Below are 15,189 nucleotides of genomic sequence, written 5' to 3'. Positions count from 1 at the left end.
TTTCCTCAGATGAATTGCCGGCCGCCATCGACGACCAGAGTTTGCCCGGTGACGAACCCGGCCAGATCAGAGGCCAGGTAAATCGCGCCGCCCACCATGTCCTCGGCCGAGGCAGATCGCTTCAGCGCCCCGCGTGTGACGCCGTAGGAGGCCGCGTCTTCGATCAGGTCCAGACTGGCCTCGGTCAGGGTGAAGCCGGGGGCCAGAACATTCGCCCGGATCCCGTCATCCCCCAATTCCCGCGCCATCGAGCGCGTCATGGCGATCACCGCCCCTTTCGAGGCGACATAATGCATCCACATGGGCGAGCCCGAGAATACCGTCGCCGAGGCCACATTCACGATTGCCCCACCGCCCGCCTGACGCATCAGAGGGGTCAGGGCGCGGCTCATTTGCCAGACGCCTTTGACATTGACGGCCATGACCTTGTCCCAGACGCCCTCGTCAATGTCTTCGAAGGGTTTGCGTTCCAACCCGGCATAGATCGCCGCATTGTTGACCAGAATATCCACCCCGCCCCAAAGCGACTGCACCCGGTCGGCCAAGGCCTTGCAGGATTTGGCGCGGGTGACGTCTACGTCCAGCCCATGCGCCTCTTGTCCGGTGGCGGTGATCTGCGCAGCGGTCTGAGCGGCGCCATCGGCATTGATGTCGGCCACGGCCACCCTGGCCCCCGACGCGGCGAAGCCTTCGGCAAAAGCCCGGCCCAGCCCGCCCGCAGCCCCCGTAACCACCACACGTTTGCCGGTTAGTCCAAGCTCAGCCATCGCAGGGCTCCTTCATATAGGTCTGTATCTGCGCTTCGGCGCGCACAGCGGCGCACATGCCCTGGGCATAGGCGCGGCCGGCGGCTGTCAGCATGTAGGGGTTGGAAACCTGCTCTAGCGTTTCAACGGTTTCCAGCAGCGAACAATCGTACCAGCGGCTGATCGTTTTCATCCCGTGCGGGGTCGCGCGCCAGCCCTTGTCGGCATCCTTGACCACCGCATCATGCACCGAGCGGGCCTGTTTCGTCGTGTCATGCCCGTCGATGATGGCCAGAACGGCGGCAATATCCACACCTTCGGGGCGGTGACGTTCCAGAATGTCCCGTGCGATTTCCACGCCGTGAATTTCGTGATCGCGCACCAGATCCTTGCGGGTCGGATTGCGGCCAACGGCCAGTAGCAGCAGATCGGGATCAATACGTTTCCACCCCACATCGTGCAGCAGGATCGCGGGCAGAACGACGCTTTCTTCGGCCTGCGGTTCCTGCGCCAGCAACATACGCGCCAGACCATAGGCAACCAGAGTGTGCTCGTCATTGTTGCGCACATCCAGATAGGGCCGGGCCGCGTGCCAAAGCGGCAAATCGCGCGGCAGTATCAGGGCCTCGTCCGTCATTGCGGCACCTCATAGCTAAGATACATGGTCTTGTACTCAAGGTAGCTTTCGACGCCATACCGGCCCTTTTCCCGGCCCAGACCGCTTTCCTTCATGCCGCCGAATGGCACGTAATGCGACGAGCGGTGAATATCGTTCAGCCAGACCGAGCCAGCCTCCAGCCCTTCACACAATGTCAGCCCTCTGGCCAGATCCCCCGCGAACACAAACCCGGCCAGACCATAGCGATTGTCATTGGCATGGCGCAGCCCGTCAAAGGCGCTGTCCACCGGGCAAACCCCCAGCACGGGGCCAAAGGTTTCCTCGGTCAGGATCAGCATGTCATGGGTCGCGTCCGCGATGATCGTTGGCGGGAAATAGAAACCCCCATCGAACCCTGCACCGGTGCGCCGCTCGCCCCCCAGATAGATGCGAGCATCTTTGGCCCGCGCATCGGCCACCTGGCGTTCGCTGTTGGCGTAAATCTTCTCGTTTACCAGCGGCCCCAGGTCACCATCCCCCCCGGCGGGGGCCAGGGTCAGCCGGCCCGCCTTGGCGGCCAGTTTTTTCAGAAAGCTCTCGTAAACCGGGCGTTCGACATAGACGCGATTGACCCGGTAACAAAACTGCCCCGAATTGGCAAAGCCGTGACGCGCAATCGCCGTGGTGGCCTTGTCCAGATCGGCATCGGCACAGACAATGGCGGCGCTTTGCCCGCCCAGTTCCAGTGTCACGCGTTTCATGGTGCCTGCCGCCGCTGCGGCGATGGCTTTGCCCGCCGTTGTCCCGCCGGTAAAGGCAATCTTGCGCGGGGTCGGGTGTTCGATCATCGCCGCGCCAATGCCGCGCCCGCGGCCCGTGACCACATTGAACACCCCCGCCGGCAGGCCCGCCTTGTGAAAAATCTCGGCCAGCATCAGCGTGGACAGGGGGGTGTCCTCGGCCGGTTTTGCCACGACGCTACAGCCGGCAATGACGGCCGCCCCCAGTTTGAACATCAACAGCGTGATCGGATAGTTGAACGGGGTGATCGCAATCACCACCCCCAAAGGCTCGCGCGTGACGATCGTCTTTTCACCCGCCCCCGAGGCCAAAGACATCGTGGCCGACAGGCGCAGCCCTTCCTCGGCGTAGACGTCCAGCAAATCGGCCGAACGCGTGATTTCCGCGATACAGGCCGCCAGCGGGCGCCCCAGTTCCTGATTAAGCACCAAGCCCACCCGTTCGGCATTGTCGCGCATGGCCTGCGCGCAGGCTTTCTGAATGCGGACCCGCTCGGGCATGGGAACCGTTTTCCACGCCGCAAAGGCCCTTTCGGCGGCGGCGATGGCCTGTTCCGCGTCCTCGGCCGAGCCGGTGGGCACGGTATCGACAACCTGCCCCGTCGTCGGGGAAATCACATCCTGACGCGCACCGGAAAGGGCCGGGCGCGGCGCTCCGTCGATAAACATGTCCATAATCGTTTCCCCTAGATCACATGCAGCATCAGACACAGCCGTGTCTGCGCCAAAGTTTCGCTTGCCATACGAATGCCCGCGTCTGTCTCCAGCTGGGTTTTCTGCTGTTCAAGCCGATCCGCATAGCCATGCGGCGTGATCTTGAACCAGTCGCAGGCCACGGCAACGCCCGTCACCTCGAACCGCCACAGCTTGTCCGCATCACGCACGATCCGGTCATTCAGATGGCGCGGCTTTGGCCGGGTGTCGTGCCCGTCGATGATTTCGCAGACCTGATCAATGACATCCTGCGGCCAGCCGGTATCCTGCAACACCTGCGTGCCCAGCCGCACGCCTTCGGATTCATGCAGATACCGCACATCCGATTGCAGCATATTCGGGCCGGAAAACCCCTTTTCGATGATGTCCTGCATGTCGATGGAATACCAGCCGATGTCATGCAGCAAAATCGCCAGCGAACACACATCACGATCCGCATCGGGATATTCATCCAGCAGTTTCTGCGCCCAGGCAAAGGACAGCGGGATGTGAACATCGTTCTTGCGCGCCCGCATATAGCGTTCCGAGGCCCGCCAAACCGGATCATACCGCGAAAGGTCGTTAGGTTTGTCCAACATTTCTATCTCCTGCGAGAGGGAAGACCCGCGAACGGATCCTCCCATTGGTAAGATCAGCTCAGGACCGTGACCTGGCCGGTGTTGCCGTCAACGCGCACACGCTGCCCGGTTTCAATGCGCGAGCTGCCATTGCCCGTTCCCGTCACAGCCGGCAAGCCGTATTCGCGGCACACAATCGCGGCGTGGCTCATCATGCCGCCGATATCGGTGACCGTCGCTTTGATCTTGCCGAAGACCGGCGCCCAGCTGGGGGCGGTGACAGGGGCCACCAGAATTTCGCCTTCCTGAATCTCATCCAACTGATCGGGATTGCGGATGACACGGGCCAGACCTTCGACCACACCGGGGCTGGCGGCCATGCCGGTCAGATCCCCGCTTTCGTCATCGCCGCCCGTCCAGTTCTTGATCGACTCCGAGGTGATCCCCCACAGCATGATGGTGAAAGGTTCGGTGATGACTTCGGGCGGGTTGTTCAGCGCGGGCTGCGGCGCCTGCGTCGAGAGCGCATCAATGATCCCGCGGCGGCGTTCGATTTCCTGCGGCCAGTAGCTGGGCCCGATCCAATCGCCCCCCGTCGCCCAGGCGTTGCCGTAATCGAACAGAACGTCGCGCACCTCGTTGCGGGTCAGATAGAACATACCGTCCTCGGTCGGCCAGAAGCCTTCCTCGTGCAGCAGTTTCGACAGGGCGCGCATCTTTTTCCAGAACACCCCCATCGACCAATGTTCGATATAGAAGTTGTGATCCTCTACATAGGGATACACGACCCGCGCCAGGCCCAGTTTGCCCTGGAACACCTCTTGCGCTTCGGGGTCCATCATTTCCTGATATTCGGCGGTGATCCGGTCGCGCTCGGCATGAAGCTGGGCGGTGGGGCGCTCGATCGTGTCGCCGGCTTCGGCGCGGGCGATGTAATCACGCAGATAGCCCATCGGGATGTCCAGATGCTCGATCCAGTATTTGTCTGTCGAGTAGAACCCATTGCCGGTGGTATAGTTGAACCAGGGGTCTTTGGCCTCTTCCCAGGCGGCCAGCCATTTATCCCCGCCCGGCTGCGCGCCGACAGCGGCCAGAGCCTCGTCCACAGTGCCGGATTTCAACGCATCCGCGACCCCCAGCTCGATGGCCAGACGCGCCAGTTTCTTCAACTCGTCATCGGGGCGGAACAGATCGCTGTCATGGCCCTGCACCATCTTTGCAATCGCCTGATCGGGGATCGAGGGGAACTGTTCCTTCATGAACCCGAACAGATCCAGATAGGCCGCATAGCCCAGATTGAGGAATTCAAAATGATACTGCCAGGTGCGGTACAGCAGCTGAATTGCCTTATCATAGGCCTCGGTCAGATGGGTGGTGTTATCCAGACCGACACCATCCTTGACCCACTCGGCCGGGACCACCTCGGGCAGTTTTTCGAACTCCAGCGCCTCCATCGCGTCGATATTGGCCCGGACTTTTTTATGCCAGTTCTCCAGCAGATCGGGCCAGTTCTGGAAATAATGCCCCGCGCGATCCAGGAATTGCGGCACCCGGCCCTCGATCTGGTCAGGCGCGACGGCAATCGGCGACATATAGCAGTAACCATTGTGAATCCGGTAATCCACACCATTGGCCGGCGGCACCAGATAGTGGCGGGTGTTATACTGGCCCAGGCATTTGACCGCGAATTCCACCGTCAGCGCGTCGAAGGGTTTGAACGGGTTCGGCCAGTGCTGGCTGTCGCAGAACCAGAATTTGGCGTCCTCTTTTTCCCGCAGCTTCGGCTGAAATGTCAGGTAATACGGGTACAGGTCTTCCCAGCCTTCGGCCCCGGCAGGGGCTTTCAGATCATAGGCACTGGGAAACATCGAAGTCTGTGCGTCCATTGGGTTTATCCTCCCTGATTGTCCAATGAGCTTATTTTCTGGCGCCGATCGGGTTGTTCAGCGCCCCCACGATCCCGGCCATGCCGGTTGCGTAGGATGTTTTGGGTTTTTCTTTGGGTTTCTGAGACCACACGGTTTCGGGGCGGCTTTGCAGGGCCATCAGGTTTTCACCGTCGGGCAGGTCCGCATCAAAGGCCCATTCCACGTCCTGAGGGCAGCCGTTCTGCCGCTCCAACTGCTTGGCCAGTTTGGCAACCGCGATGATTTCGCTGTCGGTCAGACATTGCGCCTTGCGCCGGTCGTCGCTGACGGCGCGCTCGACCGTGGTTGCCGCAGCCCCGTCGGGGATCAGCTCGATATGCTTGTCGGCAATTTTCCGGTCCACGACCTCCATCAGAACCTTTTCGACGCTGTAATTGTCCGGCGTCACGATGCCCGACACCACCAGTTCCCCCAAACCGTAAGAGGCATCTATCACGATCCGCGTCCGATCCCCGTTCAGCGGGTCCAGCGTCATCGCCACCCCTGCGGCGCGGGAATTCACCATTTTCTGCACAGCGACGCTCATCAGAACGTCGATCTGGCCCAGATCGTTGTCATGGCGGTATTTCATCGCGCGGGCCGTGAACAAAGACGCCCAGCAATCGCGCACATGTTCAACAACATCCTGCGCCCCGACCACCCACAGATAGGTATCCTGCTGCCCCGCAAAGGACGCATCGGGCAAATCCTCGGCCGTGGCAGAAGAGCGCACCGCCACCGGCATCTGACTGCCCATCGCCGCATAGCTGCTGGCAATGGCCTGCGTCACCGATGGCGGCAGATGATGCGAACGAAACCGCACCTGGATCGCCTGCGCCGAGCGCTCCAGCGAATTGACATCCCCGAAATCGGTATGGGCCAGTTGCTGCTCGATCTCGGCGCGCAGCCCGGTGGCGTTCAGCATTTCCAGATAGGCATCGGTGGTGACGGCAAATCCGGGCGGCACGGCAACCCCGGCCTGGGTCATCTCGCCCAGGCTGGCGCATTTGCCGCCAACGCGCGCGTGATCCGCCGAGCCGATCTCGGCGAAGGGTAAAGTGAATGTCGTCATGTTTATTTGCCTCCCAACCCCAGATCGACATCGACACGCAGGGGCACTCGAAACGAGATATTCTTCAGATAGTCGATCTGCTGATCGCTGCTTAGGGTCATGTTGGGGAAGCGTTTGGTCAGCTCCCGCAGCATGATGCCAAACTCCATCTTGGCCAGTTGAAAGCCCAGACAAAAATGAATGCCGTAGCCAAAGCTCAGATGGGTGCGCGCATTCTGGCGCGTGATGTCGAACGCTTCTCCGCCGGGGAATACGGCCTCATCGCGGTTGCCCGACCCCATGACCATCAGGATTTTTGACCCGGCCGGAATAGCGACCCCCGCAATCGAGGTATCCACCTTGGCCAGACGCCGCCAACTGACGATCGAGGGCGTGTAGCGCAGGATTTCCTCGGTCGCATTTTTGATCAGCCCCGGATCCTTGCAGATCGCATCCCAGGCATCGCGCTGGTGCATCAGTGCAATCACTGCGTTGGCCATCAAGGTCGTGGTGGTTTCATGCCCGGCAAACAGGGTCGAATACATGACACCGGCGATTTCCTCATCCGTGATGTCCGCCCCATCGGCCTGAGCCCGCAGCAGATCGCTGGGGAAATCGTCACCTGGGTTTTCGCGCCGTGCGGCAATCAGATTCCGGCAATAGGCCCAATACTCGGTCATGGCGCGAGCATGGACGATCTGCTCGTCATCCTCCAGATTGCCCCAGGTCAGCAAGGCGCGGCTGACGGCCCATTCCTTTACCTGCGGGACATCTTCGTCCGGAATGCCCATCATGGTGAACAGCACCAGCGCCGGAACCGGATAGGCCACCTGACGGAAGAAATCGAAACGTCCCAGTTGCGCGGCTTCGTTCAGGGCTTTGTCGATGATTGCCTCGATCTTTGGCTCGATGGATTTGAACCGCCGCGGGCCAAAGGCCGATTGCGCAACCTTGCGGATGCGCGTGTGATCCGGCGGCATCCGCGCCGACAGACCCGAGGTAAAACCGCTTTGCGCGATGATCTGTTTGGCCGCGTCGCACAGCGGACGGAACGGTGCCTGGGCAATCTCGGCCGAATAGGTTTTGTAATCGTCGAAAACGGCTTTGATGTCCTCGTATCGGGTCACGACCCAATAGCCGCTATCCGCGTCATAATGCACGGGATCGTGGTCGCGCAGCGTCTTCCAGATTGCGTGGGGCGCCTTGAGATCGAACACATCAAGTGTCGGCGTATCGGAGGCCACGTGTGGCTCGGTCATGCTTGTCCTCCCTAACAAATACATGCGTTGGGAATCACAATACGCGCTTATCTTTGGGATTTCTTTGCGAAATTAAATTCGTTTATTTTCATCAACTTGCATAAGCTTTCGACACAGATCCGCCAGTTCATCGGAATCAGGCGATGCCCCCACTGCCGCCATGGCCGAACGATAAAGCCGGTACTGACGGGCCACAGCGTCCGGGCGGCTTTGGGCATGAAAAATCTTCATCGCTTCGGCATGAACCATATCGCAGGCCGGATCGGCGCTCAGCGCTTTCTGACAACAGGCCAGAGCCTCTCGCAACTGGCCCTGACCACGCAGGATCTCGGCCTTGTCGCGCAAGACTTTCAACGCCATTTCCTTGAACCACATTCGGCGCGGAACCACCCAATCCAGACAGTCGGCATCTGAAAATTCGGGCGACATATCTTCGAACAGATCCCCCGTATACAGCCGGTCAGCAGCGTCCAGCATCTGAATGGCCTCTGCGTCCATGCCGGTTTTTGCCAGTATCTTGGCCTTCTGGCACAGCTGTTCGAAGCTGGCCACGTCGATCCATGTCCCAGACGGAGGCACCAGGCTGTAATATTCCCCCGTCCGGGCCACATACCGGGCACCGCCCAGTGTCTTGCGCAGCATGGCGATGGCGTGATGCAGCCGCGAGCGTTTCACCTCTTGTGCAACGTCGTCGTCCCACAGCAGCTCTGCCAGTTCGTCGGATTTTGCGCCGCGCTCTCCGCATTGAAGCAAACAGGCGAATAACGTCTTCGACCGTTTCGGAGAGCTGCCCTGAATGTCCCATTGCAGCTGGGTGCCATCCGACAGATAAATGCGCAAACGGCCAAAACACCTGATTTTCCAGATATCGTCATTGCCGGATCGTGGCGTGATCCGTTTGCGTGTGGCAATCCACCCCGGATTCGCCCCCGACGCCGCGTTTTCCCCGCTGTCCTGATCCAGAGCCAGCCCGGCATATTCAGGCACAATGCGCCCCAACAGGAACTGCGCCTGTTTGGTCAGGCTTGCCCCCGTCAGATAGTCAGGCGGCAGCCAGTAGGGATTGGAATAGGCCCCCGACGGAGACAGGAAATGACTGTGCCCGCGCAACGCGGCCAGCAGCTGATCCTCGACCAGCAGCTCGCTTTTGTAGACGGAAATCACCGGGATGCCCAATTGCGCCACCAACCGATCGCATTGGCCACCCCAGCGTTCGAAATTGGCCGCAGCAGAAACACTGCCCATGCCCCAGCGCATATCGACGACAATCGCGCTACAGCCATCCAGATCCTGCGCGGCCAGGCCGAGCCGGCTGCGCACCTCATCAAAGCGCACGGGCACATCGCTCAGGCCCGAGGCAACGATGCTCATGCGTCTTTCGGGGCCCGCAGATCGCATCAATTCCAGATCATCGGTAACCACCAGAACATGTGACAGGCTCAGGGCGCCCCCGATTGTCCGCTCGACAAACCCCACATCCGTATCGTTGCAAATAACCGAGGCATTGACTGGCCCAACATCCAGCAAGGATACTCGGAAACCGTCTGTAGCCATGCGTGCCCCCGTTCTGGAATGGCTGGATCAACCGCTGAGCTTAGCCGGTGAATGCCTGGCCAACGGCTGAAAAAGAGGTCTAGCATCAAATTGGGCTCATGTGAAAACATGTTGATCCGCACCCCAAACAGTGCGGATGCGCCAAGCCCAGACCAACATGATTGCCCGAACCCGCCAAGCCTGAACAGCCGGCGGGTTTGGATTTCACGATAGCGGCCGCGGCGCTGGCCGGGTCAGACCGCCTCTAGCGCGATGGCGATGCCTTGGCCGACGCCGATGCACATGGTGGAAAGCGAGCGTTTTCCGCCGTTCAATTGCATCTCCAGCGCGGCGGTTCCGGTGATGCGCGCGCCCGACATGCCCAGCGGATGCCCCAGCGCGATTGCCCCGCCATTGGGGTTCACGCGCGGATCATCATCGGCAATGCCCAGCTCACGCAGCGTTGCCAGCCCCTGCGAGGCAAATGCCTCGTTCAGTTCGATCACATCGAAATCCGCCTGCCCCAGACCAAGCAGACTCATCAGCTTTGCCGAGGCCGGCGCGGGACCAATGCCCATAACACGCGGCGGAACGCCAGCGGTTGCGCCGCCCATGATCCGCGCAATCGGGCGCAAACCATGGGTTTTTACGGCCTCTTCCGAGGCAATGATCAGCGCGGCAGCCCCATCGTTGACGCCACTGGCATTCCCAGCCGTCACAGTGCCCTGGGGGCGCACAATCGGGCGCAGACTGCCCAGTTTCTCCGGGGTGGAGGCACGGGGATGCTCGTCCGTATCGAACACGACCGGCTCGCCCTTACGCCGAGGGATGGTGACGGCGGCGATCTCTTTCGCCAACCGCCCCGAGGCAATCGCACTGATGGCCTTTGCCTGACTGCGCAGCGCGAAAGCATCCTGATCGGCACGGCTGATTTTGAAATCCTCGGCCACATTTTCAGCGGTTTCAGGCATGGAATCCACGCCGTATTGCGCCTGCATCTCGGGGTTCACGAAGCGCCAGCCAATCGTGGTATCGTGAATTTCAGCCGCGCGGGAAAACGCGGTTTCGGCCTTGGGCATCACAAAGGGGGCGCGCGACATGCTTTCTACGCCACCGGCGATGGCCAGGTGAATCTCTCCGGCTTTGATCGCCCGTGCGGCGGCGATGACGGCATCCATGCCGGACCCGCACAGCCGGTTCAGCGTCGTGCCCGGCACATCCACCGGCAGCCCCGCCAACAGGGCCGACATACGCGCGACATTCCGGTTGTCCTCGCCTGCCTGGTTGGCACAGCCGTAATACACTTCGTCGATACGAGACCAGTCAACATCGTGCCGTTCCATCAGCGCGCGGATCGGGACCGCCCCCAGATCGTCGGCGCGCACGCTGGACAGCGCCCCGCCAAAGCGCCCGATCGGAGTGCGGACGTAATCGCAAATATAGGCTTCCATGGTTTCCTCTTACAGCTCGGGGACGCTCAGGTCGGTGACCGGAGCGTCGATCTTCAATTCAGCGCCGGTCACGGATTGCAGCGCGTCCAGCGACAGCTGAGAGAGCTTCTCTCTCAGCACGAAACACCCATCCACAATGTCCAGCACAGCAAGCGAGGTGTAGACACGCGTCACGCAGCCCACCCCCGTCAGGGGCAAGGTGCAATGCGCCAGCAGCTTGGGCGCGCCGGTCTTGGTGACGTGATCCGTCAGAACCGCGACGCGCTTGGCCCCGTGCACCAGATCCATCGCGCCGCCCACGGCCGGAACGCCGCCTTTGCCAGTGGACCAGTTCGCCAGATCGCCATTCTGCGCCACCTGATAGGCCCCCAGAATAGCCACATCCAGATGCCCGCCCCGCACCATCGCGAAACTGTCTGCATGGTGGAAAAAACTGGCGCCGGGGCGCAGCGTGACGGCCTTCTTACCGGCGTTGATCAGATCCCAGTCTTCCTGGCCATTGGCCGGAGCCTCGCCAAAATCCAGCACACCGTTTTCCGTGTGGAAAATCGCCTGACGGCCCGGAGGCTGGTATTTCGCCACCATTTCGGGAAACCCGATCCCAAGGTTCACATAGGCCCCGTCGGCGATGTCCTGCGCGGCGCGCCAGGCGATCTGGGCATTGCTTAGTTTGATTGCGCTGATGTCAGTCATGGGTAAACGGCCTCTGCCCGGTTCAGAACTTCTTCTTGCTGCGGAGCGCCGACATGCACCACGCGGTCAACGAATATGCCCGGCGTGACCACGTTTTCCGGGTCAATCCCGCCCAACGGCACGATCTGGGACACCTGCACAATGGTGGTGGTTGCGGCCATGGCCATCAGCGGGTTGAAGTTCCGCGCGGCCATCCGATAGGTCAGGTTGCCATGGGCATCGCCCAGCTGCGCCTTGATCAGCGCATAATCCGCCTTCAGCCACCGTTCCTGCACGTATTCCCGCCCGTCGAATGCGGCGGTCGGCTTGCCCTGCGCCAGATCGGTGCCGACGCTGGTGGGGGTGTAGAACGCCGGAATACCCGCACCGCCCGCGCGAATACGCTCGCCCAACGTGCCCTGCGGGACCAGCTCCAGCTCGATCTTGCCGGCCTTGTAGGCGTCGTTGAACACCACCGGATCGGCCGAGCGCGGAAACGAGCAGATGATCTTATCCACCTGCCCCTGTTCGATCAGCGCCGCCAGCCCGACATGGCCGTTGCCTGCGTTGTTGTTCACCACGGTCAGATGCTTTGCGCCGTGGTCAATCAACGCGTGGATCAGCTCGATCGGAGCGCCCGATCCCCCGAACCCGCCAATCATCACCGTGGCCCCGTCGGGAATATCCCCGACCGCCTCGGTAAGCGAGGGCACCACCTTATCCATGCCAGTCTCCTTCTTCGTTTGTGTAACCGGGTTAGCCGCAACACCTGTATCGCGCCAGGAAAACTGTTCACATGTTGATCTTTGTTCAATATATGAGTAATTTAGTTCGCATGACGAACAAACCGACCGACACCATCGCATCCCTGTTAAAAGGGCTTCAGGTGCTTGAATGTTTCGATGGCCAGACCGCGCGGCTTACTATTTCCGACGTTGCGGGGCAGACCGGATTCGACCGCGCCACTGCCCGGCGCTGCCTGCTGACGCTGCATCATGGCGGATATGCCAATTACGACGGGAAATTCTTCAGCCTGACGCCACGGGCCCTGCGCCTGGGGCTGGGCGCCTTGTCCGCCATGCCGCTGCCGCAGATCGTGCAGCCCTGGCTGGATCAGCTGGCCGAACAGATCGGTCAGTCGTGCTCGGTTTCCATTCTGGACGGAACCGAGATCATCTATATCGCGCGCGCTGCGCAAAAACGAGTGATGTCTATCGGGTTGATGCCCGGATCCCGCTTGCCCGCCCATTGCACATCCATGGGGCGGGTGCTGCTGGCAAGCCTTCCGGCCGAGCAAGCCCGCGCCGTTCTGGACGCGTCCGATCTGTCGCCGCGCACCCCCCGCACCCTATCGGACCCCGACACAATCATGGAAAGGCTGGCACAGATCCGCGCGGATGGTTACTCGGTCAACGATCAGGAAATCGAGATGGGGCTGCGTTCGCTTGCCGTGCCGCTGGTAGATGCCAAAAACCGTACGGTCGCTGCGTTGAACACCGGGATGGCGGCGGCCGAAGACCCCAGCACCCTGGTGCGCGATTTCCTGCCTCCGCTGCTAAGCGTACAGACCGGGCTTTCCAGAATTTTATAGTTATTTCAAGGCGATGTATGTTTCCGGGTCCAGCGCGCTGGCGCGTATTGCTGCGGGGGTTCCGCAGGCCTGGGTCAGGTGGTCTTGCAGGTTCTGACAAACAGCCCTGACCATATCCGGCGTTCTGTCCGGTTTGGCCAGGATCTGAATTTCAGCGTTCACCAAAGGCTGATCGGGTAGCCCAGTCACCGCAACGATGTTCAGCTGGCACGCGGCAACGGGCACCGACAGATCCCGGCACAGCATGTCCTGCACATCCTGCAAGCCAGCGCGCAGCGCCTGGCGACTTCTGGGATCGACTGTCTCGTCTACATAGATTTTCAGGTTCGGCATATCCATTCCCTTCTCAACCGGGCGGCGCACGATCCAAGACCTCGCGCCCCGCCCGCTATTGCCCGCCGGACGTCAGGCTTCACCCTCGGGGACCATCACGAAATCAAAAGGCGAGCGCCAGATCGTATCGCCATCATTGATATGCTCAAACGGCGCCACCAGAGTTTCCTTGACCCCGAACACAGTGTCGTCACCGATATATTCGTCATCGCCCACAAACGTATGCGTGACGATTTTCTGATGCCCCGGCGCGGTCACCAGATAGTGCATATGCGCCGGCCGATACGGGTGCCGCCCCAACGCGCCCAGCATTTTGCCCACCGGGCCATCGTCGGGGATGGGATAGCTGACAGGTTTGATCCCATAGAAACGATACACCCCGTCCTTGCCGGTGATGAACCGCCCGCGATTGTTCCATTGCGGCTGGATGCCGGGCTGCTGCACGTCATAGAACCCATCGGCATTGTCGCTCCAGACATCGACGCAGGCGCCTTCAAGCGGTTCGCCATGGATGTCGATGACCCGGCCCTCATAGAGGCACCGCTCGCCTTTGCCATCCAGGCTGATGGTGTCACCCATCTGACGGATCGGCGCGTTCAGCACATGGAACGGGCCGTAAACGGTGTTTTCGGTGGCCCCCGCCGGGCGGCGATTGTTGATCGCATCCACCAGCATCGAAAAGCCCAACACATCGGACAGCAGGATGAACTCTTGCCGCTCGTCCGAGCAGATCTGCCCGGTTTTCGTCAGGAAATCTATGGCCAGATCCCATTCTTCCTGGGTCAGGTCGATATCCTTGGCAAAGGCGTGCAGATGCTGGATCAGGCTGGCCATCACCTGTTTCAGGCGGGGATTGATGCCATCCCCCATACGGGCGTTTACCGCCTCGACAGAGCCCTCTTCGGTAAAATACTTGGTCATGTCGGTTCCTTTCATAAGGGTCGCGCGTTTATTTGGCCGGTTGCGGAGGGGTCTGACGCAGCGGCAATAGCTCAAGCCCGGTTCGGTCCGTAAACAGCCCCCACAGGCCACGGCGGGCAAACAGCATGATGGCAATGCCGATCAGCCCCAGGACAATCAGGTAAACGGTGCCGTAATCGGCCAGCAGGCGTTGCAGGGCGTAAAAGACGATCACACCAACGATGGGGCCGGGCAGCGTACCGATACCGCCGATCACGGTGATGAAGATCACAAAGGCGGTCCAGTCCACGACCGAGAAGGCGGCCTCGGGCGTGACGCGGGTGATCTGGATGAACAGCAGCGCCCCGCACAGGCCGGTGCCGAACCCCGTCAGCAAAAACACCAGCGCCTTCAGCCGGGTGGGATCGACACCGACAGAGCGCGCCGCCTCGGCATTGTCGCGGATCGCCTGAAGCCCCAGCCCCATACGCGAGCGCAAAAAGGCATAGCTGATCCCCAGCGTCGCAAGCGCCAGCACCAGAGCCAGCCAATAGGTCAGCGCATCCGCCGCCGCAGCCGAGCTGACATCCAGCATGTCCTTGATCTGAGGCACACCGAACATGGTTTTCGTGGTGCCCTTGGGCAGCGATGTGCCGGTGCCGCCGCCCAGGGCCTTCCATTGCGCCAGGCTCAGCCGGACGATTTCAGACACGACCCAGGTGCCGATGGCGAAATAGGCCCCGTTCAGGCGGAAGGTGAAAAACGCCATCGGGATGGACAGGGCAAAGGCCGCCAGCCCGCCGATCAAAATCCCCACCAGAGGGTCCATCTCCCACAGGATCACAGCGCCGAACATTGCATAAGCCCCCACGCCCACGAAAGCCTGCTGCCCGACGGAAACCAGCCCCGCAAATCCCGCCAGCATGTTCCAGTTCAGCGCCAGCACCAGCATGGTCATCACCATGAACAGATCCTGCACAGCCGCGCGGGTTCCGATCACCGGCACCAGCGCCAGCAGTATCACAGCCCCCAGCCCCAGCAGGCGCATCAGATTGGTTTTTTGTGTCTTGCTCATCT

Annotated in this window: 15 protein-coding genes; 1 reads left to right on the top strand and 14 read right to left on the bottom strand. The window is 61.0% G+C overall.

Going from position 1 to position 15,189, the window contains the following annotated elements; all coding sequences use genetic code 11:
• Positions 1 to 5: 5 nt before the first annotated feature.
• From ACP15O_RS14165 to ACP15O_RS14115, 11 genes are all read right to left on the bottom strand, one after another.
• Positions 6 to 767 (bottom strand): SDR family NAD(P)-dependent oxidoreductase, encoded by a 762-nt coding sequence (locus ACP15O_RS14165; RefSeq protein WP_425096768.1) that lies wholly within the window; start codon positions 765 to 767, stop codon positions 6 to 8.
• The gene (locus ACP15O_RS14160; RefSeq protein ID WP_425096767.1) at positions 760 to 1,383 is read right to left on the bottom strand and encodes an HD domain-containing protein; all 624 of its coding nucleotides are present in this window, start codon (positions 1,381 to 1,383) and stop codon (positions 760 to 762) included. Before ACP15O_RS14160 ends, ACP15O_RS14165 begins: the two co-directional genes overlap by 8 nt.
• Positions 1,380 to 2,819: an aldehyde dehydrogenase family protein gene (locus ACP15O_RS14155; protein ID WP_425096766.1), complete on the bottom strand. Its 1,440-nt coding sequence runs from the start codon at positions 2,817 to 2,819 to the stop codon at positions 1,380 to 1,382. Before ACP15O_RS14155 ends, ACP15O_RS14160 begins: the two co-directional genes overlap by 4 nt.
• An 11-nt stretch (positions 2,820 to 2,830) precedes the next feature.
• Entirely contained in the window at positions 2,831 to 3,436 is a 606-nt protein-coding gene (locus ACP15O_RS14150) for an HD domain-containing protein (protein WP_425096765.1), read from the bottom strand.
• Between the two features lie 53 nt (positions 3,437 to 3,489).
• On the bottom strand, positions 3,490 to 5,301 hold the full coding sequence (locus ACP15O_RS14145) for a PEP-utilizing enzyme (protein WP_425096764.1): 1,812 nt from the start codon (positions 5,299 to 5,301) through the stop codon (positions 3,490 to 3,492).
• A 31-nt stretch (positions 5,302 to 5,332) separates the two neighbouring features.
• Positions 5,333 to 6,394, bottom strand: coding sequence for a PEP/pyruvate-binding domain-containing protein (locus tag ACP15O_RS14140; RefSeq protein ID WP_425096763.1), 1,062 nt, complete (start codon positions 6,392 to 6,394; stop codon positions 5,333 to 5,335).
• A gap of 2 nt (positions 6,395 to 6,396) precedes the next feature.
• Entirely contained in the window at positions 6,397 to 7,632 is a 1,236-nt protein-coding gene (locus ACP15O_RS14135; RefSeq protein ID WP_425096762.1) for a cytochrome P450, read from the bottom strand.
• Positions 7,633 to 7,704: 72 nt separating this feature from the next.
• A complete protein-coding gene (locus ACP15O_RS14130; RefSeq protein WP_425096761.1) occupies positions 7,705 to 9,186 on the bottom strand; it encodes an AfsR/SARP family transcriptional regulator in 1,482 nt (493 codons plus the stop codon).
• 233 nt (positions 9,187 to 9,419) lie between these two features.
• On the bottom strand, positions 9,420 to 10,616 hold the full coding sequence (gene pcaF, locus ACP15O_RS14125) for a 3-oxoadipyl-CoA thiolase (protein WP_425096760.1): 1,197 nt from the start codon (positions 10,614 to 10,616) through the stop codon (positions 9,420 to 9,422).
• A gap of 9 nt (positions 10,617 to 10,625) precedes the next feature.
• Entirely contained in the window at positions 10,626 to 11,309 is a 684-nt protein-coding gene (locus ACP15O_RS14120) for a 3-oxoacid CoA-transferase subunit B (protein ID WP_425096759.1), read from the bottom strand.
• Complete coding sequence (locus ACP15O_RS14115; protein ID WP_425096758.1) at positions 11,306 to 12,013, bottom strand: 3-oxoacid CoA-transferase subunit A; 708 nt, start codon at positions 12,011 to 12,013, stop codon at positions 11,306 to 11,308. Before ACP15O_RS14115 ends, ACP15O_RS14120 begins: the two co-directional genes overlap by 4 nt.
• 110 nt (positions 12,014 to 12,123) lie before the next feature.
• Here ACP15O_RS14115 and ACP15O_RS14110 point away from each other — a divergent pair, with 110 nt between their 5' ends.
• Complete coding sequence (locus tag ACP15O_RS14110) at positions 12,124 to 12,879, top strand: IclR family transcriptional regulator domain-containing protein (RefSeq protein ID WP_425096757.1); 756 nt, start codon at positions 12,124 to 12,126, stop codon at positions 12,877 to 12,879.
• Here the strand turns inward: ACP15O_RS14110 and ACP15O_RS14105 are convergent, their stop codons facing one another.
• The 3 genes from ACP15O_RS14105 to ACP15O_RS14095 all read right to left on the bottom strand — a co-directional run bounded on the left by ACP15O_RS14105 (position 12,880) and on the right by ACP15O_RS14095 (position 15,187).
• Positions 12,880 to 13,212 (bottom strand): hypothetical protein, encoded by a 333-nt coding sequence (locus ACP15O_RS14105; protein WP_425096756.1) that lies wholly within the window; start codon positions 13,210 to 13,212, stop codon positions 12,880 to 12,882. It lies immediately after the preceding gene.
• Positions 13,213 to 13,284: 72 nt separating this feature from the next.
• Positions 13,285 to 14,133, bottom strand: coding sequence for a dioxygenase family protein (locus ACP15O_RS14100; RefSeq protein WP_425096755.1), 849 nt, complete (start codon positions 14,131 to 14,133; stop codon positions 13,285 to 13,287).
• Between the two features lie 28 nt (positions 14,134 to 14,161).
• On the bottom strand, positions 14,162 to 15,187 hold the full coding sequence (locus ACP15O_RS14095; RefSeq protein ID WP_425096754.1) for a branched-chain amino acid ABC transporter permease: 1,026 nt from the start codon (positions 15,185 to 15,187) through the stop codon (positions 14,162 to 14,164).
• Positions 15,188 to 15,189: the final 2 nt, after the last annotated feature.

This window comes from Youngimonas ophiurae (nom. illeg.) (assembly GCF_049803795.1).
GTDB lineage: Bacteria > Pseudomonadota > Alphaproteobacteria > Rhodobacterales > Rhodobacteraceae > Thalassobius.
The sequence above is the reverse complement of the archived record's forward strand: the minus strand, read 5'-3'. Positions and strand labels throughout refer to the sequence as shown.

Bases quoted from the DNA above. Each gene is read 5' to 3' on its own strand.
- ACP15O_RS14165 (WP_425096768.1), bottom strand. From the start codon at position 767: ATGGCTGAGCTTGGACTAACCGGCAAACGTGTGGTGGTTACGGGGGCT.
- ACP15O_RS14160 (WP_425096767.1), bottom strand. From the start codon at position 1,383: ATGACGGACGAGGCCCTGATACTGCCGCGCGATTTGCCGCTTTGGCAC.
- ACP15O_RS14155 (WP_425096766.1), bottom strand. From the start codon at position 2,819: ATGGACATGTTTATCGACGGAGCGCCGCGCCCGGCCCTTTCCGGTGCG.
- ACP15O_RS14150 (WP_425096765.1), bottom strand. From the start codon at position 3,436: ATGTTGGACAAACCTAACGACCTTTCGCGGTATGATCCGGTTTGGCGG.
- ACP15O_RS14145 (WP_425096764.1), bottom strand. From the start codon at position 5,301: ATGGACGCACAGACTTCGATGTTTCCCAGTGCCTATGATCTGAAAGCC.
- ACP15O_RS14140 (WP_425096763.1), bottom strand. From the start codon at position 6,394: ATGACGACATTCACTTTACCCTTCGCCGAGATCGGCTCGGCGGATCAC.
- ACP15O_RS14135 (WP_425096762.1), bottom strand. From the start codon at position 7,632: ATGACCGAGCCACACGTGGCCTCCGATACGCCGACACTTGATGTGTTC.
- ACP15O_RS14130 (WP_425096761.1), bottom strand. From the start codon at position 9,186: ATGGCTACAGACGGTTTCCGAGTATCCTTGCTGGATGTTGGGCCAGTC.
- pcaF (WP_425096760.1), bottom strand. From the start codon at position 10,616: ATGGAAGCCTATATTTGCGATTACGTCCGCACTCCGATCGGGCGCTTT.
- ACP15O_RS14120 (WP_425096759.1), bottom strand. From the start codon at position 11,309: ATGACTGACATCAGCGCAATCAAACTAAGCAATGCCCAGATCGCCTGG.
- ACP15O_RS14115 (WP_425096758.1), bottom strand. From the start codon at position 12,013: ATGGATAAGGTGGTGCCCTCGCTTACCGAGGCGGTCGGGGATATTCCC.
- ACP15O_RS14110 (WP_425096757.1), top strand. From the start codon at position 12,124: ATGACGAACAAACCGACCGACACCATCGCATCCCTGTTAAAAGGGCTT.
- ACP15O_RS14105 (WP_425096756.1), bottom strand. From the start codon at position 13,212: ATGCCGAACCTGAAAATCTATGTAGACGAGACAGTCGATCCCAGAAGT.
- ACP15O_RS14100 (WP_425096755.1), bottom strand. From the start codon at position 14,133: ATGACCAAGTATTTTACCGAAGAGGGCTCTGTCGAGGCGGTAAACGCC.
- ACP15O_RS14095 (WP_425096754.1), bottom strand. From the start codon at position 15,187: ATGAGCAAGACACAAAAAACCAATCTGATGCGCCTGCTGGGGCTGGGG.